The 24,296-nt window shown below is 72.6% G+C and carries 20 protein-coding genes, 4 tRNA genes, 1 other RNA gene and 1 pseudogene; 12 read left to right on the forward strand and 14 right to left on the reverse strand.

Going from position 1 to position 24,296, the window contains the following annotated elements; all coding sequences use genetic code 11:
* The first annotated feature begins 58 nt into the window (after nt 1–58).
* Entirely contained in the window at nt 59–1,417 is a 1,359-nt protein-coding gene (locus tag ACFWYM_RS01995; protein WP_384828891.1) for an LPXTG cell wall anchor domain-containing protein, read from the forward strand.
* Here the strand turns inward: ACFWYM_RS01995 and ACFWYM_RS02000 are convergent.
* The 3 genes from ACFWYM_RS02000 to ACFWYM_RS02010 form a co-directional block, all read right to left on the reverse strand.
* On the reverse strand, nt 1,377–2,228 hold the full coding sequence (locus ACFWYM_RS02000) for an META domain-containing protein (protein ID WP_384828892.1): 852 nt from the start codon (nt 2,226–2,228) through the stop codon (nt 1,377–1,379). The two genes, ACFWYM_RS01995 and ACFWYM_RS02000, sit on opposite strands and share 41 nt — an antisense overlap.
* A 110-nt stretch (nt 2,229–2,338) precedes the next feature.
* Nucleotides 2,339–3,133 (reverse strand): sterol carrier family protein, encoded by a 795-nt coding sequence (locus ACFWYM_RS02005; RefSeq protein ID WP_384828894.1) that lies wholly within the window; start codon nt 3,131–3,133, stop codon nt 2,339–2,341.
* 10 nt (nt 3,134–3,143) lie between these two features.
* The gene (locus ACFWYM_RS02010) at nt 3,144–3,818 is read right to left on the reverse strand and encodes a TetR/AcrR family transcriptional regulator (protein WP_384828896.1); all 675 of its coding nucleotides are present in this window, start codon (nt 3,816–3,818) and stop codon (nt 3,144–3,146) included.
* 81 nt (nt 3,819–3,899) lie between these two features.
* On the opposite strand from ACFWYM_RS02010, the pseudogene ACFWYM_RS02015 reads away from it, so the two are divergent.
* Nucleotides 3,900–4,017 (forward strand): annotated as a pseudogene (locus ACFWYM_RS02015) (hypothetical protein); the annotation flags it as partial.
* Between the two features lie 102 nt (nt 4,018–4,119).
* The gene (locus ACFWYM_RS02020) at nt 4,120–4,728 is read left to right on the forward strand and encodes an MFS transporter (protein ID WP_384828898.1); all 609 of its coding nucleotides are present in this window, start codon (nt 4,120–4,122) and stop codon (nt 4,726–4,728) included.
* Nucleotides 4,729–4,779: 51 nt separating this feature from the next.
* On the opposite strand, the gene ACFWYM_RS02025 is transcribed toward ACFWYM_RS02020, so the two are convergent.
* The 5 genes from ACFWYM_RS02025 to purS all read right to left on the reverse strand — a co-directional run bounded on the left by ACFWYM_RS02025 (nt 4,780) and on the right by purS (nt 9,524).
* Nucleotides 4,780–5,640: a M23 family metallopeptidase gene (locus ACFWYM_RS02025; RefSeq protein ID WP_384828899.1), complete on the reverse strand. Its 861-nt coding sequence runs from the start codon at nt 5,638–5,640 to the stop codon at nt 4,780–4,782.
* Between the two features lie 65 nt (nt 5,641–5,705).
* The gene (locus ACFWYM_RS02030) at nt 5,706–6,212 is read right to left on the reverse strand and encodes an ArsR/SmtB family transcription factor (protein WP_384828901.1); all 507 of its coding nucleotides are present in this window, start codon (nt 6,210–6,212) and stop codon (nt 5,706–5,708) included.
* A 116-nt stretch (nt 6,213–6,328) separates the two neighbouring features.
* A complete protein-coding gene (purL, locus tag ACFWYM_RS02035) occupies nt 6,329–8,578 on the reverse strand; it encodes a phosphoribosylformylglycinamidine synthase subunit PurL (protein WP_384828903.1) in 2,250 nt (749 codons plus the stop codon).
* The gene (gene purQ, locus ACFWYM_RS02040; RefSeq protein WP_384828905.1) at nt 8,575–9,255 is read right to left on the reverse strand and encodes a phosphoribosylformylglycinamidine synthase subunit PurQ; all 681 of its coding nucleotides are present in this window, start codon (nt 9,253–9,255) and stop codon (nt 8,575–8,577) included. The genes purL and purQ overlap by 4 nt, the downstream gene beginning before the upstream one ends.
* Complete coding sequence (gene purS, locus ACFWYM_RS02045; protein ID WP_384828906.1) at nt 9,252–9,524, reverse strand: phosphoribosylformylglycinamidine synthase subunit PurS; 273 nt, start codon at nt 9,522–9,524, stop codon at nt 9,252–9,254. Before purS ends, purQ begins: the two co-directional genes overlap by 4 nt.
* A gap of 356 nt (nt 9,525–9,880) precedes the next feature.
* Here purS and ACFWYM_RS02050 point away from each other — a divergent pair, with 356 nt between their 5' ends.
* The 8 genes from ACFWYM_RS02050 (at nt 9,881) to ACFWYM_RS02085 (ending at nt 14,579) form a co-directional block, all read left to right on the forward strand.
* Entirely contained in the window at nt 9,881–10,198 is a 318-nt protein-coding gene (locus ACFWYM_RS02050) for an Lsr2 family protein (RefSeq protein WP_384828908.1), read from the forward strand.
* Nucleotides 10,199–10,332: 134 nt separating this feature from the next.
* Nucleotides 10,333–10,404, forward strand: a tRNA-Gly gene (locus ACFWYM_RS02055).
* 79 nt (nt 10,405–10,483) lie between these two features.
* Nucleotides 10,484–10,559: transfer RNA gene (locus tag ACFWYM_RS02060), tRNA-Gly, on the forward strand.
* Nucleotides 10,560–10,696: 137 nt separating this feature from the next.
* On the forward strand, nt 10,697–11,680 hold the full coding sequence (locus tag ACFWYM_RS02065) for an ATP-binding cassette domain-containing protein (RefSeq protein ID WP_384828910.1): 984 nt from the start codon (nt 10,697–10,699) through the stop codon (nt 11,678–11,680).
* Nucleotides 11,677–12,480, forward strand: a complete 804-nt coding sequence (locus ACFWYM_RS02070) for an ABC transporter permease (RefSeq protein ID WP_384828912.1) — start codon at nt 11,677–11,679, stop codon at nt 12,478–12,480. The genes ACFWYM_RS02065 and ACFWYM_RS02070 overlap by 4 nt, the downstream gene beginning before the upstream one ends.
* A complete protein-coding gene (locus tag ACFWYM_RS02075) occupies nt 12,453–13,874 on the forward strand; it encodes a sensor histidine kinase (protein WP_384828914.1) in 1,422 nt (473 codons plus the stop codon). Before ACFWYM_RS02070 ends, ACFWYM_RS02075 begins: the two co-directional genes overlap by 28 nt.
* Nucleotides 13,871–14,479, forward strand: a complete 609-nt coding sequence (locus tag ACFWYM_RS02080; RefSeq protein ID WP_384828916.1) for a response regulator — start codon at nt 13,871–13,873, stop codon at nt 14,477–14,479. Before ACFWYM_RS02075 ends, ACFWYM_RS02080 begins: the two co-directional genes overlap by 4 nt.
* Nucleotides 14,480–14,503: 24 nt before the next feature.
* A tRNA-Gly gene (locus ACFWYM_RS02085) sits at nt 14,504–14,579 on the forward strand.
* Between the two features lie 77 nt (nt 14,580–14,656).
* On the opposite strand, the gene ACFWYM_RS02090 is transcribed toward ACFWYM_RS02085, so the two are convergent.
* From ACFWYM_RS02090 to ffs, 6 genes are all read right to left on the reverse strand, one after another.
* Nucleotides 14,657–15,553: a phosphoribosylaminoimidazolesuccinocarboxamide synthase gene (locus ACFWYM_RS02090; protein WP_384828917.1), complete on the reverse strand. Its 897-nt coding sequence runs from the start codon at nt 15,551–15,553 to the stop codon at nt 14,657–14,659.
* 120 nt (nt 15,554–15,673) lie between these two features.
* Nucleotides 15,674–17,167: a N,N-dimethylformamidase beta subunit family domain-containing protein gene (locus ACFWYM_RS02095; protein ID WP_384828919.1), complete on the reverse strand. Its 1,494-nt coding sequence runs from the start codon at nt 17,165–17,167 to the stop codon at nt 15,674–15,676.
* A 197-nt stretch (nt 17,168–17,364) separates the two neighbouring features.
* On the reverse strand, nt 17,365–19,152 hold the full coding sequence (locus ACFWYM_RS02100; protein ID WP_384829410.1) for a hypothetical protein: 1,788 nt from the start codon (nt 19,150–19,152) through the stop codon (nt 17,365–17,367).
* A 388-nt stretch (nt 19,153–19,540) separates the two neighbouring features.
* Nucleotides 19,541–20,794, reverse strand: a complete 1,254-nt coding sequence (gene purD, locus ACFWYM_RS02105) for a phosphoribosylamine--glycine ligase (protein ID WP_384828921.1) — start codon at nt 20,792–20,794, stop codon at nt 19,541–19,543.
* Nucleotides 20,795–21,278: 484 nt separating this feature from the next.
* The gene (locus ACFWYM_RS02110; protein ID WP_384828923.1) at nt 21,279–23,807 is read right to left on the reverse strand and encodes a DNA polymerase III subunit gamma and tau; all 2,529 of its coding nucleotides are present in this window, start codon (nt 23,805–23,807) and stop codon (nt 21,279–21,281) included.
* Between the two features lie 80 nt (nt 23,808–23,887).
* Nucleotides 23,888–23,986: signal recognition particle sRNA small type (ffs, locus tag ACFWYM_RS02115), an RNA gene on the reverse strand.
* A gap of 120 nt (nt 23,987–24,106) precedes the next feature.
* Between ffs and ACFWYM_RS02120 the strand changes: the two genes are divergently transcribed.
* Nucleotides 24,107–24,191 (forward strand) — tRNA-Ser (locus ACFWYM_RS02120).
* The last annotated feature ends 105 nt before the right edge of the window (nt 24,192–24,296 follow it).

Here is a 24,296-nt window from a genome sequence, read left to right on the forward strand (position 1 = left end):
GGGCACGCGTCAGTTGACCCCCGCCGCCCTCGCCCCCACCCCCGGAAGGCTCCCCCCCATGAAGTTGTCCCGTGCCGCCCTGATACCCCTGGCCTGCTCGGCCGCCCTCGCGGCCACCACCGCCCAGGCGACCGCCGCCGACCGGCCCGAGCGCCGGGTCCAGGTCGCGATGGTGAACTTCACGGACAGCCGGATCCCGGACGCCACGAAGCTCGAAGGCGCCCTGAAGCAGAACTACTTCGGCACGAGCGAGTCCCTGACCTCGTACTACAACGAGGTCACCAACGGGGCGACCACCTTCAAGGCGGCCGACGGCGACGGCGTGACCGGACCCGTCACCATCGACCTCGCGGCCACGGGCTGCGACACCGGCAAGATCAACGAGCTGACGCGGAAGGCGCTCGCCGAGAAGGGCGTGGCGGAGTCCGGCTACGACCACCTGTCGATCGTCTACCCCGCCGAGAAGGCCGGCTGCGACTGGCTCGCGCTCGGCACGGTCGGCGGCGGCACCACATGGATGCCGGTCGGCGCCGACGGCAAGATGTCGATGACCGCCCTGGTCCACGAGTTCGGGCACAACTTCGGCTACAGCCACCACATGCGCCTTCGCTGCCCCGAGGGGGACCTCGGCAAGGGCTGCAAGGAGGACGGCACCAGCCACAAGACCCCGATGGGCGGCGGCGGTTGGGAGGCCGGGCTCACCTCGCCCGAGCTGATCCACAACAAGTGGCTGACCGGCGGGCAGCTCGCGAAGGTCGCCACGTCCGGTACGTACACGCTGCGTCCGCTCTACGGCAGCGGGAGCGGGGTGCGGGCGCTCGACATCCCGCTGGGCGAGGACCGGCTCGTCGTCGAGCTGCGGCACAAGTCCGGCACCGTCGACGGCGAGATCCAGGGCGTGCACGCCTACCGGGTGCCCGCCAAGGACTACACCAAGTCGGCGCTCGTCGACCCGACACCCGACGCCGACGAGTCCACCGGCTCCGACGCCGCCGCCGACGCGGACGCCCTGAAGGCGGGCGCGAAGCTCACCGACACGGCGCGCAAGGTCGAGGTCAAGGTCGTGAAGTCGGGGGCGACGTCGGCGACGGTGGCCGTGAGCCTGGACGGGGTGGCGGCGCCAAAGGAGGCCGCCCCCGCACCCAGCGAGGCCGCGCCCGCCCCCAGTGCGGCCGGGCCCACCGAGGCGGCGCCCACCAAGGCGGCGCCTACGGATGGCGCCGCCAACGACACGCGCCCTGAAGGCGGTTCCACCGAGCTCGCCGAGACCGGGGCCGACTCCTCCACCACGCTCCCGTACGCCTTCGGTGGCGCACTGCTGCTCGCGGCGGGCGGCGCCTTCGTGCTGAAGTCGCGCAACCGCCGTGCCGCCAGGGCTACTTCCGGTGCTGACCGGACGGGGCGGCACTCGCGCTGACGACCGTGCCGTCCTTGGCGGTCAGCGTCAGGGAGCGGTGCTTCAGCTCGTAGCGCGCCGTGCCGCCGAAGAGCTTGAGCAGCTTGCGCTCGGTCTGCATCGCGGGGCCCGGGCACATCTTCCGGGTGGTCGCGGGCGGGCCGAGGGCGATGCGGCCGTCGCGCGGCTTCGCCGTGGCGGTGACCCCGTTGCAGCCGAGGTTGCCGCGGGCCTTGCCGTCCTTGCCGAAGGTCAGCTCGACCTTCCCGGTCACGCCCTTCGGCAGGGACGTCGCCGTCCTGCCGTCGCCGACGGCGGTCACGGTCCACTTGGTGCCGACGAGCGGGGAGCCGGGCTCGGACGAGAGCCGCACGCGGTCGCCCTTGGCGGTGGTGAGCGTCAGCCGGTCGCCGTCGACCTTGGCCTTGATCCTGCTCTGGACGCCGAGCGCCTTGCTGAGGGTCTCCTCGAACCGCATGGGGACCTTGTCGCAGCCCATGTCGGTCATCCGGGTCTGCGAGAAATCGATGGCGTCGCCGTGGATCTTCACGTCGGCGCCCATGCTGTTGCAGCCGTAGTTGCCTTCGGCCTGCCCCTTGTCCGTGAACTCGACGAAGGCGCCTGCCGGGGCGTCGTGGGTGGTTTTGCCCACCGTGACACTGTCGACGTTCCAGTGGACGCCGGTGAGCGGGAGCTCGGTGTCGACGGAGCGGCCGCCGCGGTCGTCCGAGCGGTCCGCACCACCGCTGCCGGACTGCGTACCGCAGGCGGTGAGCAGCAGCCCGGCGGCGGCCAGGGCGGTGAGGGCTGGGGTGACACGGTGCTTCTGCATGTCGGTGTGACGGGGCGAGGGGGGAATCCGGTTCCACCAGGTGAGTTGGGCCCCGCCGATACGTCGGTTGGGCCCGGCCGATATGTCAGTCGGCCCCGCCGAGCCCCGCCTCAGCTCATGACCGGCAGCAGCGCCCCGAGGTCCGCCCGCTCCCCGCTCGCCCGCACCGTCCCCGCGTCCAGCTCCGCCCGCCACCCGGCCCGCCCGGTCGCGAGCCGGATCCAGGTCAGGGGGTCCGTCTCGACCACGTTGGGCGGGGTGCCGCGGGTGTGCCGCAGGCCCTCGACGCACTGCACCACGGCGTACGGCGGCACGCGCACCTCGGTGGAGCCGCCGGGGGCCTTCACCGCGAGGGCGTCGGCGAGCAGGCGGGTGCAGGCGGCGACGGCCTGCCGCTCGTAGGGGACGTCGAGGCCCGGCACCGCGGCGTTCAAGTCGTCGGTGTGCACGATGAGTTCGACGGTACGGGTGACCATGAAGTCGCCGAGCGTCATGGCGCCGAAGCGGGAGGGCACGAGGCGGTCGTCCGGGGCGGCGGGCAGGGCCTCCTCGATGCGGGCGAGCGTCGTCGCGAACAGCTCGTCGAGCCCGGCGCCCGCCACCAGCTCGCGCACGTCCTCGTCGACCTGGGCCGCGGCGGACTCGGTCGCGAACGGCCAGTCCAGCAGCGGGACTTCGTGCTTCGGGGGCTCGGGCGCGTCCAGGTAGCGCACGACCGAGCCGAGCACCATCGACAGGTGCACGGCCAGCTCGCGCACGGTCCAGTCCCCGAGCCGCGTGGGCCGGGCGAGCTGCTCGGGCGTGAGGGTCGCGACCGCGTCGCGCACCTGCCGGAACTGGGCGAGGACCGCGGGGCGGATCTTGGCGGAGTCGTACGAGCGCGTGCGCTTCTTGGCCGGTGGCATGGGTCCGAGACTAAGGCTTCGCCGCGTACCCCTTCAGGCCCTTTTCCACCAGGTCGAAGGCGCGTCCGGCATACGTCGCGGCGTCCTCGGCGACCTGGTCCAGCGGGTCGCCGGCGAGGGTGCGGCGCTGGTTCTCCATGATGACCGCGTTGCGGGCGCCGAGGAGCTGGCCCGCGGCGACGCGCGCGAGCAGCGGGTCGCCGGTGTCCTCCGCGAGGGCCTCGGTGAGCAGCTGGAGTCCGCGCAGCTGGAAGATGAGCAGCCGGTGGCTCAACGCCGGTGTCTCGCTGATGAGTTGGCGCAGCTTGACGGCGATTGTGCTGTCGCTGAGCCCGACGGAGGCGTCGCGCGCGGCGATCTGCTCCATGAACTGGCGGCGCACCGCGTCGACGGCCGGCTCCCCGTGCCGCCGCTCGCGCACCGCGCGGGCCGGGTCGCCGACGTGCTCCTCCATGGGCGCGACGAGGATGTCCTCCTTGGTCCCGAAGTAGTTGAAGACGGTCATCTTCGACACCTCGGCGGCCTCGGCGGTCTCCGCGACGGACACCTTGTCGTAGCCGCGCTCGACGAAGAGCTGCAGCGCGGCCCGCCGGATCCGCAGCGCCGTCTGCTTCTTCTTGCGCTCGCGCAGCCCCATCTCCTGACCCTTTGCCTGCGCCTGCGCCTGCTCCCGCTCCTCAGCCATGGCGGCACTGTAAGAGCTCGGGAGCGCGAGGGCGACAAGATCCCTTGGCTGGTGAGCGCCGATGCGCTGGCGAGCGCCGCGATGCTCCCGCTGTACGGCAGGCTCTGCGACGTGTTCGGCCCCCAGCGCGTCTTCACCGGCGCGGTCGCGGTCTTCCTGCTCGGCTCCGCGCTCTGCGGCGCCGCCCAGTCGATGGGGCAGCTGATCGCGGCCCGCGCGGTGCAGGGGCTCGGGGGCGGCGGCGCTCGCCCTGTTCCTGTGGCGGCAGGCGAAGGCCGCCGAACCCGTCCTGCCCCTCTCCATGTTCCGCATCCCGCAGCTGCGCCGGGGCTTCGCGATCCAGGGGCTGCAGGGCGCCGCGATGATGTGCGTCATCTATTACGTGCTGCTCTACCTCCAGGTGGCGCGCGGCATCTCGAGCTCGGCGGCCGGGCTCTACCTGATCCCGATGGCGGTCGGCATGACGGCGGTCGGGCTGCTCTCGGGCCGCCTCGCCGAACGCGGCTGGTCCGCGCGGACGTTCACCGTCAGCGGCACGCTCACCTCGGCGCTCGCCTTCGGCCTGCTCGCCACGATCGCGACGGACACCTCGCTGTGGCTGGTCCGGGCCGGGCTGCTGCTCGCGGGCACCGGCTTCGGCCAACTCATCGGGCAGCTCATCCAGTTGGTGCAGGACGCGGCGCCGCGCCACCAGCTGGGGGTCGCCACGACGGGCATCCGCTTCTTCCAGACCCTGGGCAACGCGCTGGGCAGCGCCGTCTTCGGGACGCTGCTGCTGCGGCTGTACGCGGCGGACGGTCCTGGCGGCGAGGTCAGCGCCATCGCCGGGCTCACGGGAGGCCCGCACGGCGAGGCGGTGCGGGCCTTCGTCTCCGCGACGAACGTGGTGTTCCTGTGCGGGGCGGGGTGATGGTGCTCGGGACGCTGCTGGCGCTGCGGCTTCCCGGTTCCCGCAACCCGGTCAACGAGCCGGAACCTCCGGCTGAGGTGCGGCCTCAGCCCGCTCTCCGGCCGTGAACACCTCCTTGTTCGCGGGCACCCCGACCCCCCGCCACCGGAACGGCACCCCGCGCGCGGAGTCCAGGTCCGGGCCGTCCATGAGCTGGAAGTGGACGTGCGGCTCGGTGGAGTTGCCGGAGTTCCCGCACTCCGCGAGCTCCTGGCCGGCGAGAACCTTGTCGCCCGCGCGGACCTTGAGGGAGCCCTGGCGGACATGGGCGTACATGGCGTACGTGCCGTCACCCAGGTCGAGGACGATGTGGTTGCCGACGATGCGGCGCGTGCCGCCGACGCTGCGGACGATGCCCTCGGCCAGCCAGAAGTACAGCACCCCGGCGAGGGAGCTGCGGCTGAGGTGGTCGCGCTGGCCGTCCTCCGCGTGCACGACGGTGGCGTCGGCCCCCGCGCGCAGCGGCGCCCCGAAGGCGGGGTAGTCACGGGGGTGCCGGGCGACGGGCCAGAACCAGACGGGGGCGGGGCGGGCGGGGCCCTCGGCGGGCTCGGCCGTGATGTCGATGGCGTAGGTCTGGCCGAACTGGTGGGTGCCGTGGCTGGGCACCTTGGTGGCCGGGCTGTTGAGGGCGGACCAGCGGCCGGTGACCGGGGCCTCGACCTCGACCGGCGCCGGGGGCTGTGCCGCGATCTGCTGCCGGGTGGACCGCGAGGTCGCGAGGGTGAGGGCGATGGCGCCGAGCGCGGGCAGCCAGCTCACCCAGTAGTTGTACGGCAGGTCCACGAACCACTGGACGACGAACTGGACGAAGAAGACCAGCCACAGCACCCGCTGGGCCACGGCGGCGATCTTGCGTTGGCGTACGGACATGAAGTTCCCCCTCGTGCGGAATGCGGTCGGGTCACCGGTCGGGCGACCGTCAGGTCAGGCGACCGTCAGGTCACCGGTCGGGCAGCGGTCAGCACGACCAGCAGCGGCACCACCCGGCCCGCCGGGACCTCATAGCGGCCCCGCCCCGGCGTGTGCAGCCAGCCCGCGCCGGTCAGTTGGCGCAGGTGGTGGTAGATCTGGCCGGTCGTCCCGACGCCCTCCAGGGAGGCCAGTTCGGCGGCCGTGCGCTTGCCGTCGAGGATTTCCTTCAACAGCCGCAGCCGTACGGGGTTCCCGAGCGCGGCGAAGGACTCGGCCACCTCGGACCAGTCGCCCTCGAACACCGTCTCGGTGAGCAGGCCGTACTGCCACTCGTACCGGTGCCCCGTCGGCACGCGCACCGCTCCGGTGAACAGGACGGCGCCGTCCGCGTCGTCGGACACCGGGTGGCGTGCCTTCAGCGCGTCGAGGGCCCAGAAGTCACCCTCACCGACCGGGGGCGCGGCCTCGTCCGCGCTCTCCAGTGCCGCCACGCGCCGTTCGAGCTCGGCGACCCGCTCTTCCAGATCCATGACTGAGAGATTACGTAATTACGTAAACACAAGCAAGCTCGACGGCCGACGGCGGCCCGGACACGACGAAGCCCCCGCCCGGACCAGGTCCAAGCGGGGGCTCCAGCGGAGGCGGATCAGGCGAGCAGGCCCGGGACCGTCTCCTCGTGCGCCGTCCGCAGCTCGCTCAGCGACAGCGCGAACTCGCCCTGCACGTCCACCGATTCACCGTCGACAACGCCGATGCGCGCGACCGGCAGGCCCCGCGCCCCGCACATGTCGGTGAAGCGGAGCTCCTCGCTGCGCGGCACCGAGACGACCGCGCGCCCGGCCGACTCGCTGAACAGGAAGGTGAAGGCGTCGAGCCCGTCCGGCACGACGAGCCGCGCGCCCTTCCCGCCGCGCAGGCAGGACTCCACGACCGCCTGCACCAGGCCGCCGTCCGAGAGGTCGTGCGCCGCGTCGATCATGCCGTCGCGGGAGGCGGAGATCAGGATCTCGCCGAGCAGCCGCTCCCGCTCCAGGTCGACCCGGGGCGGCAGGCCGCCGAGGTGGTCGTGGACGACCTGGGACCAGGCCGAGCCGCCGAACTCCTCCCGGGTGTCGCCCAGCAGGTAGAGGAGCTGGCCCTCTTCCGTGAAGGCGACGGGCGTGCGGCGCGTGACGTCGTCGATGACGCCGAGCACGGCCACGACCGGGGTCGGGTGGATCGCGGTGTCACCGGTCTGGTTGTACAGCGAGACGTTGCCGCCGGTGACGGGGGTGCCCAACTCCAGGCAGGCGTCCGCGAGTCCACGGGTCGCCTCGGCGAACTGCCACATCACCGCGGGGTCCTCGGGCGAGCCGAAGTTCAGGCAGTCCGAGACCGCGAGCGGCTTGGCGCCGGTCGTCGCCACGTTCCGGTACGCCTCCGCGAGGGCCAGCTGCGCGCCCGTGTACGGGTCGAGCTTCGCGTACCGGCCGTTGCCGTCGGTGGCCATCGCGACGCCGAGGTTGGACTCCTCGTCGATGCGGACCATGCCCGCGTCCTCGGGCTGCGCGAGCACCGTGTTGCCCTGCACGAAGCGGTCGTACTGGTCGGTGATCCACGCCTTGGACGCCTGGTTCGGCGACGCGACGAGCTTCAGGACCTGGTCCTTGAGCTCGGCCGAAGTCGCCGGTCGGGGCAGCTTGCCCGCATCGTCCGCCTGCAGTGCGTCCTGCCACTGCGGACGCTCGTACGGGCGGTGGTAGACCGGGCCCTCGTGGGCGACCGTGCGCGGCGGGACGTCCACGATCTGCTCGCCGTGCCAGAAGATCTCCAGGCGCTCGCCCTCGGTGACCTCACCGATGACGGTGGCGATGACGTCCCATTTCTCGCAGATCTCCATGAAGCGGTCCACGTGCTGCGGCTCGACCACCGCGCACATCCGCTCCTGCGACTCGCTCATGAGGATCTCCTCGGGCGAGAGGGAGGAGTCGCGCAGCGGAACGGTGTCGAGCTCGACGCGCATGCCGCCGGAACCGGCCGACGCCAACTCGCTGGTGGCACACGACAGTCCGGCACCGCCCAGGTCCTGGATGCCCGCGACGAGCTTCTCCCGGAAGATCTCCAGGGTGCACTCGATGAGGAGCTTCTCCTGGAAGGGGTCGCCGACCTGGACGGCGGGCCGCTTGGCCGGACCGGTCGACTCGAAGGTCTCACTCGCCAGCACGGAGACGCCGCCGATGCCGTCGCCGCCGGTCCTGGCCCCGTACAGGATGACCTTGTTGCCGGGTCCCGACGCCTGCGCGAGGTGGATGTCCTCGTGCTTCATGACGCCGATGCAGCCGGCGTTGACCAGCGGGTTGCCCTGGTAGCAGGAGTCGAAGACGACCTCGCCGCCGATGTTGGGCAGCCCCAGACAGTTGCCGTAGCCGCCGATGCCGGCGACGACACCCGGCAACACCCGCTTGGTGTCCGGGTGTTCGGCGGCACCGAAGCGCAGCGGGTCCACGACGGCGACCGGGCGCGCGCCCATCGCGAGGATGTCGCGGACGATGCCGCCGACGCCGGTCGCCGCGCCCTGGTAGGGCTCGATGTACGAGGGGTGGTTGTGCGACTCGACCTTGAAGGTGACCGCGTAGCCCTGGCCGACGTCCACGACACCGGCGTTCTCCCCGATGCCCACCAGCATGGCGTCGCTCTCGGGGGCCTTCTCGCCGAACTGCTTCAGATGGACCTTGCTGCTCTTGTACGAGCAGTGCTCGCTCCACATGACGGAGTACATGGCGAGTTCGGCGCCGGTGGGGCGGCGGCCGAGGATCTCCCTGATCCGGGTGTACTCGTCCTCCTTGAGGCCGAGCTCCTTCCAGGGCTGGGCGGACTCGGGGGTCTCGGCGGCGTGCTTGACGGTGTCGAGAGTCATACGCTGACCAGCTTCTTGAGGATCGAGGTGAAGAACCCGAGGCCGTCCGTGCGACCGGTGCCGACCAGCGGCTCGACCGCGTGCTCGGGGTGCGGCATCAGCCCGACGACGTTGCCCGCCTCGTTCGTGATGCCCGCGATGTCCCGCAGCGAGCCGTTCGGATTCATGTCCAAGTACCGGAAGGCGACGCGGCCTTCGGCCTCCAGCATGTCGAGGGTGCGCTCGTCGGCGACGTACCGGCCGTCGATGTTCTTGAGCGGGACGGAGATCTCCTGGCCCGCCTCGTAATCGGCGGTCCAGGCGGTCTGGTCCGTCTCGACCCGCAGCTTCTGGTCGCGGCAGATGAAGTGCAGGTGGTTGTTGCGCAGCATCGCGCCGGGCAGCAGATGCGTCTCGGTCAGGACCTGGAAGCCGTTGCAGATCCCGAGGACCGGCATGCCGCCCCTGGCCTGCTCGATGACCGACTCCATGACGGGCGAAAAGCGCGAAATGGCCCCGGCCCGCAGATAGTCGCCGTACGAGAATCCACCGGGCAGCACCACGGCGTCGACCTGCTTGAGGTCCTTGTCGCGGTGCCACAGCGGCACGGCCTCGGCGCCGGCGACCCGGACGGCCCGCTGGGTGTCGCGGTCGTCGAGCGTTCCGGGAAAAGTGACGACTCCGATTCGAGCAGTCACTTCTCGCCCCCGGCGGCCTCTTGAAGCTCTTCGACCTTTACGACGAAGTCTTCGATCACCGTGTTGGCGAGGAAGGTCTCCGCCATCTCATGGATACGGGCGAGCGCGGCGTCGTCCACCGGCCCGTCCACTTCCAGTTCGAAGCGCTTTCCCTGACGTACGTCGGAGATGCCCTGGAATCCGAGGCGCGGCAGCGCACGCTGCACCGCCTGTCCCTGGGGGTCGAGGATCTCCGGCTTGAGCATGACGTCGACTACGACGCGTGCCACTGGCACTCCCGGTGTGTGGTCCTTGCGATGTGCTGCTTGCGGTGCGCTGAGCAGGTTCCTTCAGACTACCGGCACAAAATTTCTACTCGCGTAGATTCGTAGCAACCTACGTGACCGCCATCACGTTCGGACACCCACGAAGACGTCGAACACGACACCTTCACGGAAAACACTTGGAAAAAATCGCCCCCGCGCATTGCTCTCGGACACGCGGGCAGATTAAGTCGGGCTTCACAATGCAATGCCGGGCCCTGTACAAAGGAATTGGCTTTAGCCGATACTTTGCCCCAAAACAGCCGGACAGTCGGCATCAGCGCACGTCAACGTGGGGATGCCGCACGAAGGGACCGATATTCGTGGCGCAGCGTGTCGTGATCACTCTCTTTGACGACATCGACGGCGGGGAAGCGGCGGAAACAATCGCCTTCGGACTTGACGGCAAGTCGTACGAGATCGACCTCAACCAAACCAATGCCAAGAAACTGCGCAAGAGCCTGGCGCCCTACCTCGAGGCCGCCCGCAAGCAGTCGAAGTCGGGCAAGACCTTCCGTCGCACCGCGGTGAGCCCCGACCCGGCGGCGGTGCGCGCCTGGGCCCGCTCGAACCAGATGGAGGTCCCGCCCCGCGGCCGCATCCCGAAGCGCATCTACGAAGCCTTCGAAGCGGCCAACTGACCCGGCCCCGTCCATCGCGGGCCGGACTCCGACAGCGGGCTCCAGCAGCCGACTTGCATTGCACCCCCGCTGGTCAGCTAGAGTCTGGAGCACGCCGAGGGGCGAGGCCGAAAGGCCGGACCTCACGGAGTCGTGCGGGTGTAGTTCAGTAGTAGAACATCCCCCTTCCAGGGGGAAGGCGCAGTGTGCAATTCCTGTCACCCGCTCCGCACCGCCGACCGACCACCCTCCGGGGTGCGGTAGGCTGGTGAACGCGCCGATTGGTGAGAGCCAGTCGGAGGCAATGCGAACGTAGCTCAGTTGGTAGAGCGCAACCTTGCCAAGGTTGAGGTCGCGAGTTCGAACCTCGTCGTTCGCTCCAGATCGAAGGCCCCGGTCCACTGGACCGGGGCCTTCGACATGTGCGCACCATGCCGGACCCGGCCTTCTGACATTTGTCATGCGGGCCGGTGACAGCGCGCACTGCCCGCGCCCCGATCCACGGGGGACGCTCGACACATGACTGACCAAGTGATCGACGTGTCCGAGCTACGGCGCGTGTACGGGGGAGGTTTCGAGGCGGTCCGGGGCATCTCGTTCGCCGTCGGCCGGGGGGAGCTCTTCGCGCTCCTCGGCACCAACGGGGCGGGCAAGACCTCCACCCTCGAAGTCCTCGAAGGGCTCGCGGCCCCCGCCGCCGGGCGCGTGCGGGTGCTGGGGCGCAACCCGTACACCGAGCGCGCCGAGGTGCGCCCCCGAATCGGGGTGATGCTGCAAGAGGGCGGATTCCCCTCGGAGTTGACGGTTCTGGAGACCGTACGGATGTGGGCCGGCTGCACCAGTGGGGCGCGGCCGGTGGGTGAGGCGCTGGAGATCGTGGGGCTCGGCAAGCGCCACGGGGTGCGCGTCAAGCAGCTCTCCGGCGGCGAGAAGCGGCGGCTCGACCTGGCGCTCGCGCTGCTCGGGCGGCCCGAGGTGCTCTTCCTCGACGAGCCCACGACCGGCCTTGACGCCGAAGGGCGCCGCGAGACCTGGGAGTTGGTGCGGGCGCTGCGCGACGAGGGCACGACCGTGCTGCTCACCACGCACTACCTGGAAGAGGCCGAGCAGCTCGCCGACCGGCTCGCGATCCTGCACGAGGGGCGGATCGCGGCGGAGGGCCGCGTCGCCGACGTCGTCGCCGCGCAGCCCTCGCACGTGGCCTTCGACCTGCCCGAGGGGTACTTCCTCGGCGACCTGCCGCCGCTCGCGGAGCTCGGCGTGACCGGGCACGAGATGACGGGGCGCCGGGTGCGGCTGCGCACGAACGAGCTGCAACGGGCCGCCACGGGGCTGCTGTTGTGGGCGCGGGACGCGGACATCGCGCTCGGCGGGCTCGATGTGCGGGCGGCCTCGCTGGAGGAGGCGTTCCTGCGGATCGCGCGGGAGGCCGGTCAGGGGCAGGGGACAGAAGCGGGAGCGGGTGCGGACATGGGTACGGCGAAGGCGGAGGTGGCGGCATGAGCGCGACGACGGTCGCCACGGAGCGCGGGGCGGCGCGGACGACTGCGGCGGGGCGCCTGCGGGCCCTCGCGCGCGCCGAACTCACCCTGCTTGGGCGGAACAAGGGCACCCTCTTCGCGGCACTCGTCGTGCCCCTGGTGATGCCGGTCAGCGTCAACTCGGCGACGTCCGGGATGGATCTGGAGGCCGCCGGGCTCAGCACCGACTCGGTCGTGCTGCCCGCCGGGATCGGCTTCTCGCTGCTCTTCGCCGTCTACGCCACCGTGACCAGCGTCTTCGTGGCCCGGCGCGAGGAACTCGTACTGAAGCGGCTGCGCACCGGGGAGCTGCGGGACCCGGAGATCCTCGCCGGGGCCGCGCTGCCCTCGCTCGCCATCGCGGTGGGCCAGTGCCTGCTGCTCGCCGTCGCGTGCTCGGCGCTGCTCGGCGCGGGTGCGCCCAAGGCGCCCCACTTCGCCGTCCTGGGGCTGCTCGCCGGGCTCGTCCTTTTCACCGCGCTCGCGGCCGTCACCTCGTCCTTCAGCCGGAGCACCGAGTCCGCTCAGGTCCTGACGATGCCGCTGATGTTCATCTCCATGCTGGGCTCGGGCCTGTTCATCCCGCTCGAAGTCATGCCCGACAAGCTCGCCTCCGTCCTTGAACTGCTGCCGATGTCGCCGGTGATCAAGCTGGTGCGCGGCGGCTGGACCGGGGACCTGTCGGCGGCCGGGGCGCTGGGCGCGCTCGCCGTGGCGGTGGCCTGGATCGTCCTCGCGGTGTTTGCTGGTCAGCGGTGGTTCCGCTGGGAACCGCGGCGCTGAAGGGGAAGGAAACCGAGGTGGTCGGGCGGATGTGGGGCGTGCGGCGCGGCTGGCACGAGCGGAGCAAGGTCGAGAAGGTCGAGCTGCAGAGCGTGATCATGTGGCACCTCGTGCCGTGGATCTTCTTCGCCTGCTACGGCGCCCTGCCCCTGGCGCCCGCGCTGCGCCACGAGCCCGCGCCGCTCGCCGTCGGCGGGGCCCTGCTCGCCGTGGGCGCGGCCCAGTGCGTGCACGTCAACTACACCGTGCGGCGCTCGCTCGACCGCTTCCTCGGCCGTGGCAACGAGGCCGAGGCGCGTCGCGACCTCGTCGTGTCGGCCGCCCTGATGGGCATCACGCTCGCCCTCCTCGTGGCGCTCGAAGCGGTGCACGGCATGAAGGACGGGCTGCTCGGCCTCATCGTGATGTTCCCGGTCCTGCCCTTCGGCGGGGCGTACTGCCTCACCGTGCCGATCCGGACGTACATGCTGCGCATGCTGGCCCTCGACGCCGTGCTCGTGGCCGCCTTCGCCGCGGTCGGGTCGCGCGACGAGCGGCTCGTCCTGGTGGCGGGCCCGTTCGCCTTCGGCGCCCTCCTCGCCCTGCTCTGCTCGCGCTGCGGCGCCTGGACCCTCTCCGTGATGTGGGAGACCGTCCGGGCCCGCGAGGTCGAGGCGCGGCTCGCGGTCGCCGAGGAGCGGCTGCGCTTCGGGCGCGACCTGCACGACGTGATGGGCCGCAACCTCGCGGTCATCGCGCTCAAGAGCGAGCTCGCGGTGCAGCTGGCCCGGCGCGGGCGGCCCGAGGCGGTGGACCAGATGGTCGAGGTCCAGCGCATCGCGCAGGAGTCGCAGCGCGAGGTCCGTGAGGTCGTACGGGGCTACCGCGCCACCGGGCTCGGAGCCGAACTCGTCGGCGCACAGGGTGTGTTGGCGGCCGCCGGGATCGAGTGCCGGGTGGCCGGGGCGGACCTCGCCGACGGGCTGCCCCCGACGGTGCAGTCCGCGCTCGGCTGGGTGGTGCGCGAGGCGGCGACCAATGTGCTGCGGCACGGCGACCCCACCCAGTGCCGGGTGACCCTGCGGGTCGAGGGCGAGCGGGCCGTCCTGACCGTGGAGAACGACGGCGTCCCCGAGGCCACCGGGACCACGGCGGCCCGCTCCGGCGGCTCCGGGCTCGCGGGCCTGCGGGAGCGGCTCGCCTCCGTGGCCGGCACCCTGACCGCGGGGCCGGCCGGGAAGTCCGAGTTCCTGCTGACGGCGGAGGTACCCCTGCCGGAGCGGGACCCCTCGGAGGGCGACCGCTCGACGGCAGACCCCTCGACGGGCGACCACTCGACGGGCGACCGGGAGCAGGAGCCCGGCCCCGCCCGCGTACGACATGAGCACCAGCCCTCGGAACGGAGCGTCGCGTGACCGTGCGCATCCTGCTCGCCGACGACGAGCACCTCATCCGTGGCGCCCTGGCCGCCCTGCTCGCCCTGGAGGACGACCTCGCGGTGGTCGCCGAGGCCGCGTCCGGGCCGGAGGCCCTCGCCATGGCCCGCGCCCACCGGCCCGACGTCGCGGTGCTCGATCTGCAGATGCCGGGCGCCGACGGTGTGAGGGTGGCCACATCGCTGCGCGCCGAACTCCCGGACTGCCAGACCATGATCGTGACCAGCCACGGCCGGCCGGGCCACCTCAAGCGGGCCCTTGAGGCGGGTGTGCGCGGGTTTGTGCCGAAGACGGTCAGCGCCCAGCGCCTCGCCGAGATCATCCGCACGGTGCACGACGGAAACCGTTATGTGGACCCGGAGTTGGCCGCCGACGCGATCTCCGCCGGGGACTCCCCGCTCACCGCCCGCGAGGCCGAGGTCCTGGAGCTCGCCGCCGACGGGGCGCCCGTCGCGGAGATCGCCGAGCGGGCCGCGCTCTCCCAGGGGACGGTCCGCAACTACCTCTCGTCGGCCGTCTCGAAGACCGGTGCCGAGAACCGTCATGCGGCAGTGCGTCTCGCACGCGAGCGAGGTTGGGTATAGTTGCCCTCGCGCTTACGGCGCAGCGCGGACGTAGCTCAGTTGGTAGAGCGCAACCTTGCCAAGGTTGAGGTCGCCAGTTCGAACCTGGTCGTCCGCTCCAGAGAGAAGGCCCCGGTCACATAGACCGGGGCCTTCTTCGTGCGTCCGCGTGGGTCCGCGGGCGCCTGCGTGCGTCGGCTACCAGGCGGTGCCCGTCAGCATCTCGTACGCCTCGACGTACTTCGCGCGCGTGGCGTCCACCACATCCTGCGGGAGCGCGGGCGGCGGCTGCTCGCCGGTGCGGTCCCAGCCGGAGGCGGGCGAGGTCAGCCAGTCGCGGACGTACTGCTTGTCGTACGAGGGCTGGGCGCGGCCCGGCTGCCACTGGTCGGCCGGCCAGAAGCGCGAGGAGTCCGGGGTGAGGACCTCGTCGGCGATGATCAACTCCGCGCTCTCGAAGCCGAACTCGAACTTGGTGTCGGCGAGGATCACGCCGCGCTCGCGGGCGATGTCGCGGGCCCGGCCGTAGACCGCGAGGGTCGTCTGGCGCAGCTGGGCGGCGGTCTCGGCGCCGACCTGGCGGGCCACTTCCTCGTAACTCACGTTCTCGTCGTGCTCGCCGACCTCCGCCTTGGTGGCGGGCGTGAAGATCGGGGCGGGCAGCTCCGAGCCGTTGACCAGGCCCTCGGGCAGGGCGAGGCCGCAGACGGTGCGCGAGTCGTTGTACTCGACCAGGCCCGAGCCCGCGAGATAGCCGCGGGCCACGCACTCGACCGGGACCATCTCCAGGGACTTGCAGATCAGCGTGCGGCCCGCCCAGTCGGCGGGGGCACCGGGCGGCAGCTCCGTGGAGAGCACGTGGTTGGGGACCAGGTCGGCGAGCTGGTCGAACCACCACAGCGAGAGCTGGGTCAGGACGCGGCCCTTGTCGGGGATCTCCGTGGGCAGCACCCAGTCGTAGGCGGACATACGGTCGCTCGCGACCATGACGAGGTCGCCCGCCTCGTTCTGGTACAGCGCGCGCACCTTGCCGGTGTGCAGGTGCACCAGGCCCGGAACCTCAACAGGCTCGGGCTTTTCGACGAATCCGGACACGGTTCCTCCCCGTGGTTCTGTACGAGTCCCTCGATTCTCCCGTATGCGGGTGCCCACCCTGGTCAGGGGTAGTTCCTGTCCGGGGTGGGGAGGGTCTCAGTCCCTGGTGCGGGGCGGGTCTCAGTCGCGCTTGCAGATGCGGTCGAGGAGGTTGGCCGTGGCGCGCTGGACGCGGGTGTCCACATGGCCGGGGCGGTCGAGCGCCGGGGACCAGGCGAAGGTGCCGGAGGCGAAGACGAGGGCGCCGGACGGGGCGCGGTACAGGGACGTCTCCTGGTGGCGGACGCCGCCCTCGCCGTCCGCGTACGGGGAGTGGGCGAGGAGGATGCGGCCCTGGTGCTCGGGGAGCGGGGTGCGCGGGAAGTAGCGGTCGGCCTCGCCCGCGACGAGGTGCTCGATCTCGTCGCCCTCGTGCGCGCCCGTCGCGTCCCAGAGCCAGTGCTCGGCGTTGCGCACGACTAGGGGGTGCGGCTCGGGGACACCGCCCGCGTACTGGATGCCGAGCAACTCCTGCTCCGCGCGGTCCTGTTCGCGCCAGAGGGCGGAGCGGCCCGGGCCACGGCGCTTCCGGCAGGTGAGCAGGCGGTCCGGGACGCCGGACGGCGAGGGGCCCAACTCCACCTGCCAGTACATGGTGTTGGCGGAGAGGAAGACGAGCGAGGTGCCGCCGTCGCGGGCCAGCTCGGTGGTGCGGCGCATATTGGCCGACCAGTACTCGTCGTGGCCGGGGAAGACCAGGCCCCGGTAGCGGGTGGGGTCGATGCGGCCCGCGTGCAGATCGCGGGTGTCGGCGTAGGCCAGGTCGTAGCCGTAGCGCTCGGCCCAGCGGATGAAGTCGTAGGCGTGGCCCACGTGGAGGGGCAGGCCCGCGCCCGCGTACGGGCGGTCGAAGGAGACCGTGACGGCCGCCTCGCCCTCGCCGAGGAGACCGCCCTTCTCGTCCCACGCGTGGTAGAGGCTGGCGCCCGTCCTGCCGTCCTCCGGATAGAGGTTGTACGCCTGCCAGGTGATGTCGGGCAGGAGCAGCAGGAGGTCGGCGGGGTGGTTGTCGCGGACCGTGAAGGGGACGTGCGAGCGGTAGCCGTCGGCGGTGGTGAGGACCGCCACGTACGCCCCGATGTTCCAGTAACTCGGGATCTGCAGGCGCCAGGAGAGCCACCAGTGGTGGCAGGAGACCGTGCGGTCCGCGGTGAGCGGGGCGGGCTGGACGATGCCGGAGAGGCGGGGGCTGGTGGTGATCTTCGAGGCCCCGTCGCCCCCGTAGTGCCCGATCCGGTAGATGTCGACGCTGAACTGCTGGGGCGGGTCGACGGTGATGTGGAAGTCGATCGCCTCGCCGGGGGCGGCGGCGCCGGTGGAGGTGAAGCCCTTGATCTGGCGGTGCACGTCGTCGGCGGTGCGCGGGCCCGTGGTGTCGGCGCGGGGGGCGGGGATCTCGGCGGCTCCGGAGGCGGGGACATGGTCCACGTACCAGGGGACGACCTGGCCGGTGTCGTCGAAGTAGTGCTCCGCGCCGCGCAGCCAGGGCAGCGGGCCCTGGCCGAAGGGGTCCGTCACGGCATGCGCGAGCGCGCCCGATTCCCACCGCCGGATGTGCGCGCCCTCCGACCCCATGGCTCTTCCCCTCCCTCGCTCCCCCGAGCGTCGGGCTCCGCCCCCGGCTCCGTACGGCTGGGGTGGCGTGCCCTGGTGCGCTGTGTCAGTGACCGACCCCAGCACATCACATTACGCACGCACTCCGTCACCGTTTGTCGCGGATTGACGTGACCGGAACGTTTCCCTCCGGTGCAACTTTGCGAGCCCGGCTTGGCTCATACGAGGCGGACCGGCTTCTCCGGGCGGACGCCGAGGGTGGTGAGCCAGCCGCGCAGGGGCTCGGGGTCGCCGTCCTCGACCAGGCTGAGGACGCGGGGGGCGAGGTCGACCGCCCGCTCTCCGTCGACCAGCAGGGAGGGGCCGTCCAGCCAGTCGAGGCCGGGGGCCGCGCCCGCGGTGTCGACGGCCGCGCAGCAGACCATGGCGGTCACGTGGTCGGCGAGCAACTCGCGTCCCGTGCGCGGGGGTTGCAGGGGGAAGAGGGGGAGCAGGCCGTCGTCCCACAGCGCGTCGTCCGGTGATGTGCCCGTGGGGGCCGGGGGTGCGGGGGCGGCGGCCTCCTCGCGGGCCAGCTCGGCGCTGAGGCTCGCGGCGAGGATGCCGCCGTGGCCGTCCATCCCGTCCGTGGGGTCCTCTTCGTCGGTCTCCGGGAACGGGACCTGCTCCGGGGCGGGGCTCACCGGGGTGGGGCCCGGCCGGTGGGCGGCCTGGGTGTCGGGGGCCGCCGTGAGGTGGTCGAGGACGCGGCTGAGGGTGGGGCCCTCGGGGTCGGGGGCGGTGGAGTCGGCGGAGTGGCTCACGCCGAGGGAGTCGAGGACGCGGTGGAGGCGGGCGGCGTCGGTGCGCCACTTGCGGTCCACCACCTCGTCCGGATACTCCTGCCAGGCCACCGGGGCCCAGCCGGGGCCGGGCTCCGCCGGGCCGCCGTGGAAGAGGCGGGCGGCGAGCAGCGAGGCCGCCTCGTCCACCGAACCCGGCTCTTCCAGGAGGTCGCAGGCCGGGCGCTCGCCGAGGCGGGAGGTGAAGCCCTCCGCGAGGCGGTCGCGGCGGGAGAGCTCGGTGAGGGCGGAGACCACGCCCGCGTCCAGCCGGGAGGGCCAGCGGCCCATGCGCCAGGCGGGCAGCGCGACCCGGGTCAGGAGCCGGTCCCAGCCCGCGTACGCCAGGCCGACCTGCTCCTGGGCGACGATCCGCACCCCGTAGTCCACGGCCTGGGCGCGCTCGGCGGCGGCCGCGGCGACGCCCCGCTCCATCTCGGCGGCATGCCCGCGACAGCTGCGCAGCAGGAGCCTCGCCACCCAGCCGACGCCGCCGAGGACCGAGCGGGTCAGCGGGCCGGGGGCGGAGGCGACCGCGACGGCCGCGTCGAGCCCGCGCACGAAGCGCCGGGCCGCCGCTATGTCGGGGTGCGCCGAGGGTCCGGTGCCCGCCACGACGGGGGCGAGGACGGCACGGAGCTCGCCGACCCGCATCCACCACAGGAAGGGGGAGCCGATGACCAGGACGGGGGCGGTGGGCTCGCGGGTGCCGCTCGCGCGGCCCGGGGGCGTGCCCGGGATCTCCTGGGGCGCGGGCGGGCCGTGCGCGGGGTGCGTGCGGTCCTCCAGCCAGCTGTCGCAGTCCGGGGTGAGCGCTATGGCCGAGGGGGCCGGCACGTCCAGGCGGTCGGCGAGGTCACGCACCATGCGGTAGAGGTCGGGGGCGGCGGTCTCGGCGATCGGGACCGTGGGGCTCACGGCCGGGCGTGCGCGGGCCACCACGAGCGCGATGCCGGCCGCGGCGAGCAGCACGAGCACGGCGGCGACCGTCACGACCCAGCGCGCGGCGCCCCAACTGCCGCCGCTCATATGGCCCGTGAGCCCACCGGCGATGAGCACGACGGCCACGGCTGCGGGCAGCAGGGCCACGGCCAGCGCCCTGCTGCGGATGCGCAGCACGGCGAGGGCCCGGGAGCGCGCGGCCTGCGCGCCCACCTCCGTGCCCTCAGCACCCCCTGTACCCATACCGGACACGAGCGATGTCACCCCCTACTGCCCACTGCGGCTCGGCCCCCGGCCGGAGCCGATGTCTGACCGCACAGGCTTGCGTTGCTCACTCCCCCACTGTGGCACCCGCCACTGACATCGCAATGCCGGTGGTCTGTTTGGCTTCTGGGCGCCGGAAGTCTTGCGCCGCACCCTAGTTGGGGTGCGGCGCAGCGTCAGCCGGATGGGGCAGTGGTCACCCGATGGAATGGCTTTGGGCAAAGCTGGGTGACGGGAGGTGGGGCAGTCCAGGGGTTGCCCGGGAGTTGTCCGAGAGTTGTCCGAGATTCGCCCGGGCCCGACTCACCCCCGGTTCACCTCCGACTCCCCCCTGGCTGACCCCCGGCTCACCCGGGCTCGCCCCGGTTCACGCCCCGGCGGCCGCCTTCGCCGCGATGTCCGTACGGTGCTGGGAGCCGTCGAGCCGGATCCGGGCGACCGCCGCGTACGCCCGCTCACGGGCCTGCGCCAGGTCGGTCCCGGTCGCCGTCACGGAGAGCACACGGCCGCCCGCGCTGACGACGTCCGCGCCGCTCTGCTTCGTCCCGGCGTGCAGGACGTACGCGTCCGGGGCATCCTTCGCCGCGACATCCGCGAGCCCCTCGATGGGGTCGCCGGTGCGCGGGGTGTCCGGGTAGTTGTGCGAGGCGACGACCACGGTGACCGCGGCGTCGTCGCTCCAGCGCAGCGGGGGCAGGTCGGCGAGGGTGCCGTCGGCCGAGGCCAGCAGGACCCCGGCGAGCGGGGTCTGCAGACGGGCCAGCACGACCTGGGTCTCCGGGTCGCCGAAGCGGGCGTTGAACTCGATGACGCGCACGCCGCGGCTGGTGATCGCGAGCCCCGCGTACAGCAGACCCGAGAAGGGGGTGCCGCGGCGGCGCAGCTCGTCGACGGTCGGCTGCAGGACACTCGCCATGACCTCGTCGACCAGCTTCGGGTCGGCCCACGGCAGCGGCGAATAGGCGCCCATGCCACCGGTGTTGGGGCCCTCGTCGCCGTCGAGCGCGCGCTTGAAGTCCTGGGCGGGCTGGAGCGGCAGGACCGTCGTGCCGTCGGTGATCGCGAAGAGCGAGACCTCGGGGCCGTCGAGGAACTCCTCGATGACGACGCGGTCGCAGGCGTTCGCGTGCGCGCGGGCGGCCTCGACGTCCTCGGTCACGACGACGCCCTTGCCCGCGGCGAGCCCGTCGTCCTTGACCACGTACGGCGCCCCGAAGGCGTCGAGCGCCTCGTCCACCTCGGCCGGGGTGGTGCACACGTACGAGCGCGCGGTGGGCACGGCGGCGCCCGCCATCACGTCCTTGGCGAACGCCTTCGAGCCCTCCAGCTGGGCCGCCTTCGCCGAGGGCCCGAAGCAGGGGATGCCCACGGCGCGCACGGCGTCGGCGACGCCCGCGACGAGCGGCGCCTCCGGGCCGACGACGACGAGCTCCGCGCCGAGCCCGGTGGCGAGCGCGGCCACGGCGCCGCCGTCGAGGGCGTCGACCGGGTGCGTCTGCGCCACCTCGGCGATGCCCGCGTTGCCGGGCGCGCAGTGCAGGGCGGTGACGCCGGGGTCGAGGGACAGAGAGCGGCACAGGGCGTGTTCGCGGGCACCGCCGCCGATGACTAGGACCTTCACGGGGCCAGGGTAGCCCGGCCCACGGACCGCTCTTGTACGGGTTCCCAAGCCAGGGCCGGAGGAGGCTTTGTGGGTTTATCCAGGTCGAGCGGGGGCTGGATGGGCTTGGGTGGGCCCGGGTGGGGCTTGGGTGGATCGGGGTGAGGCCCGGCTGGGGCTTGGGTGGATCAGGGTGAGGCTTGGGTGGGGCTTGGGTGGGGCTTGGGTGGGCCGGTGCGAGCCGGGCGCAGGGGCGCCGGTCCGGGACGGGCGAGGGGCGCCGGTCCGGGACAGGCGAGGGGCGCAAATCCGGGACGGGCGAGAGGTACGCCGGTCCCGGACGGGCGGCGTACTGGTTCGGGTAGTCCTCGACCACCGTCACCGCCGGTCCCGGACGGACGAAGGGCCGCCGGTCCGGGACGGGCGGCCACTGGTCCGGGTAGTCCTCGACCACCGTCACCGCCGGTCCCGGACGGACGAAGGGTCGCCGGTCCGGGACGGGCGGCTACTGGTTCGGGTACTCGTCGACCACCGTCGCGCCGAGCTCACGGATGATCAAGTCGTGGCCGGACAGGGCGGATTCGACCAGGTCCGGGTCGTCGTCCTCGGGGATGTCGTCCTCGGGGGCGACGTGGTGGTGCTCCGGGGCGGGGGGCTCCGGGGGCGGGGGCGCGTCAGGGGTCCGGTCGGCCGGGGCCGACGGGGCGGATCCCGTGGGGGCGGACGGGGCCGGGGCCTGTGCCTGGGGCGGGGCGGAGGGCTGGGCCTCGGGCTGCTGCGGGGGCGCGGGGCGCTGGGGGGCGGGCGCGGAGGGGGCGCCGCCGCCGTATCCGCCGCCTCCGCCGTATCCACCACCGCCGAAGCCGCCGCCGGATGCCGGTCCGCCGGATCCGCCGAAGCCACCGCCCGCGGGGGCGCCGCCGCCGAAGCCGGGGCCCGCGCCGGGCGGGGGTGCCGAGCCGCCCGAGGGGTCGACGATCGCCTCGACCTTCCACTGGACGCCGAACTGCTCACTCAGCGCCTGGCGCAGGACGTCCTCGCTGCCGCTGCTCGCGAAGTTGTCCCGCGCTCCCGCGTTGACGAAGCCGAGCTGGAGCGTGGTGCCGTCGAAGCCCGCCACCTGGGCGTTCTGGCTGAGCAGGATCCAGGTGAAGCGGCGGCGGTTCTTCACCGCTTCGAGGATGTTGGGCCACAGGGAGCGGGGGTCGGGCCCGCCCATGGGCGCGGCGGCCTGGGGCTGCGCGGCCGCGGCCGGGGCGGCCGGAGGCTGCGGGGCCGAGGGCTGGGGGGCGGACGGCTGGGGCGTGGGGGCGCCGCCGCCCGCGGGCGCCGCCGTGGGCCAGCCGCCGGGGCGGTTGCCCTCCGGGGCGGCGGAGGGTGCGGAGGCGGCAGCCGACGAGGCGCCCGCTCCGGTGGATCCGGTGGATGTGGATCCGGTCGGTCCGCTGCCCGGAGCGGAGGCCGTGGGCCAGCCGCCGGGGCGGCGCTCGCCGGCCGGGGCAGGAGCCGGGGCAGCGGGCTCCGGGGCCGCAGCCGGCGGGGCCGGGGCAGCAACTGGCTCCGGAGCAGCCGGAGTTACGGGAGTTACGGGAGGTCCAGCAGGGGCGGGGGCCGTGGGCGCGGAGGGCGCAGCGGGCGGCGCCTCGGCGGCGGCGCCACCTCCTCCACCGCCACCCCGCACGGCGGCCCGGGCCGCGGCGGGCCCACCCCCGGGCGGAACCGGCGGCATCGGCGGGCCGGAGGGCCCCGAAGGCCCGCCGCCCGGCATGCCGCCCCCGGGCATCCCGACGCCCGGCTGCTGCACGCCCGCATGGGCCTCGGGCCCGGGGACGTACCCCATGGCGGGGCCCGCGCCGGGGCCGCCCGGCATGAAGTTCCCGCCGCGCTCCAGGCGGTCCAGGCGGGCCATGACCGAGCGCTCGTCGTCGTACGCCGCGGGCAGCAGCACGCGCGCGCAGATCAGCTCCAGCTGGAGCCGGGGCGAGGTGGCGCCCCGCATCTCGGTCAGTCCCTCGTTGACGAGGTCGGCGGCGCGGCTCAGCTCGGCGCCGCCGAAGACGCCCGCCTGTGCCTGCATCCGCTCCACGACGTCGGCCGGGGCGTCGATGAGCCCCTTCTCCGCCGCGTCCGGAACCGCGGCGAGGATCACCAGGTCGCGCAGCCGCTCCAGCAGGTCGGCGACGAACCGGCGCGGGTCGTTGCCCCCCTCGATGACGCGGTCCACGACCTCGAAGGCGGCCGCCCCGTCCCCCGAGGCGAACGCCTCGACCACGGAGTCGAGCAGCGAGCCGTCCGTGTACCCGAGCAGCGAGGTGGCCATGGCATACGTCACACCCGCCTCACCCGCACCGGCGAGGAGCTGGTCCATGACGGACATCGAGTCACGCACGGACCCGGCCCCGGCCCGCACGACGAGCGGCAGCACCCCGTCCTCGACGGCCATCTGCTCGCGGCCGCACACCTCGCCCAGGTACTCCCGCAGCGTCCCGGGCGGGACCAGCCGGAAGGGGTAGTGGTGCGTGCGCGAACGGATCGTCCCGATGACCTTCTCGGGCTCCGTCGTGGCGAAGATGAACTTGAGGTGCTCCGGAGGCTCTTCGACGACCTTCAGGAGGGCGTTGAACCCCGCCGACGTGACCATGTGGGCCTCGTCGATGATGTAGATCTTGTACCGGCTGCTCGCCGGGCCGAAGAACGCCTTCTCCCGCAGATCACGCGCGTCGTCCACACCACCGTGAGAAGCGGCGTCGATCTCGATGACGTCGATCGACCCCGGTCCGTTCCTCGCCAGGTCCCGGCAGGACTGGCACTCCCCGCAGGGGGTCGGAGTGGGACCTTCCTCACAGTTCAGACAGCGGGCCAGGATCCGCGCGCTCGTCGTCTTGCCGCAGCCGCGCGGGCCGCTGAACAGGTACGCATGATTGACCCGGTTGTTCCGCAGCGCCTGCTGCAGCGGGTCGGTTACATGCTCCTGCCCGATGACCTCGGCGAACGACTCCGGGCGATAGCGGCGGTACAGCGCGAGAGACGACACGCATACGAGGTTATAGGCGCCCACTGACAACCCGAACCGCCCGAACCGATCCGCCCCCGCCCCGCCCCATCGCGCCCAGAACGCAAAGCGCCCCTCACGCACCCGCCAGAGCCGACCTACCCTTGCTGCCTTCCGGCCCTGGGGGAGTTCAGTCAGATAGCGCCACGTGAGGGGCTGACCCACACAGTAGCCGATCCCCGGGGGTGCGAACGAGTCCGCTCCCCGGACAGAAGCGCACCGGACCCCCTCACCGGGAACGGGTTCGCGAGCACTCCTCAACGTCTTGTATTGTTTGCGGCGGAGGATTCGCCTAGTGGCCTAGGGCGCACGCTTGGAAAGCGTGTTGGGGGCAACCCCTCACGAGTTCGAATCTCGTATCCTCCGCCGGCAGAAGGCCCGGACCGTTTCGACGGTCCGGGCCTTCGTCGTTCCCTCCCTGGCTCGGCGCGCTTTATCCGGTTGCCGCTTCCTAGGGCCTCTAGGTAAAAC

It is taken from the genome of Streptomyces sp. NPDC059009, assembly GCF_042740175.1.
Lineage (GTDB): Bacteria > Actinomycetota > Actinomycetes > Streptomycetales > Streptomycetaceae > Streptomyces.

Excerpts from the sequence above, each read along its gene's own strand:
- ACFWYM_RS02020 (WP_384828898.1), top strand. The coding sequence starts at position 4,120 with ATGTTCCGCATCCCGCAGCTGCGCCGGGGCTTCGCGATCCAGGGGCTG.
- ACFWYM_RS02095 (WP_384828919.1), bottom strand. The coding sequence starts at position 17,167 with ATGGGGTCGGAGGGCGCGCACATCCGGCGGTGGGAATCGGGCGCGCTC.
- ACFWYM_RS02010 (WP_384828896.1), bottom strand. The coding sequence starts at position 3,818 with ATGGCTGAGGAGCGGGAGCAGGCGCAGGCGCAGGCAAAGGGTCAGGAG.
- ACFWYM_RS02030 (WP_384828901.1), bottom strand. The coding sequence starts at position 6,212 with ATGGATCTGGAAGAGCGGGTCGCCGAGCTCGAACGGCGCGTGGCGGCA.
- ACFWYM_RS02005 (WP_384828894.1), bottom strand. The coding sequence starts at position 3,133 with ATGCCACCGGCCAAGAAGCGCACGCGCTCGTACGACTCCGCCAAGATC.
- ACFWYM_RS01995 (WP_384828891.1), top strand. The coding sequence starts at position 59 with ATGAAGTTGTCCCGTGCCGCCCTGATACCCCTGGCCTGCTCGGCCGCC.
- ACFWYM_RS02100 (WP_384829410.1), bottom strand. The coding sequence starts at position 19,152 with ATGGGTACAGGGGGTGCTGAGGGCACGGAGGTGGGCGCGCAGGCCGCG.
- ACFWYM_RS02025 (WP_384828899.1), bottom strand. The coding sequence starts at position 5,640 with ATGTCCGTACGCCAACGCAAGATCGCCGCCGTGGCCCAGCGGGTGCTG.
- ACFWYM_RS02070 (WP_384828912.1), top strand. The coding sequence starts at position 11,677 with ATGAGCGCGACGACGGTCGCCACGGAGCGCGGGGCGGCGCGGACGACT.
- purL (WP_384828903.1), bottom strand. The coding sequence starts at position 8,578 with ATGACTCTCGACACCGTCAAGCACGCCGCCGAGACCCCCGAGTCCGCC.
- ACFWYM_RS02000 (WP_384828892.1), bottom strand. The coding sequence starts at position 2,228 with ATGCAGAAGCACCGTGTCACCCCAGCCCTCACCGCCCTGGCCGCCGCC.
- ACFWYM_RS02065 (WP_384828910.1), top strand. The coding sequence starts at position 10,697 with ATGACTGACCAAGTGATCGACGTGTCCGAGCTACGGCGCGTGTACGGG.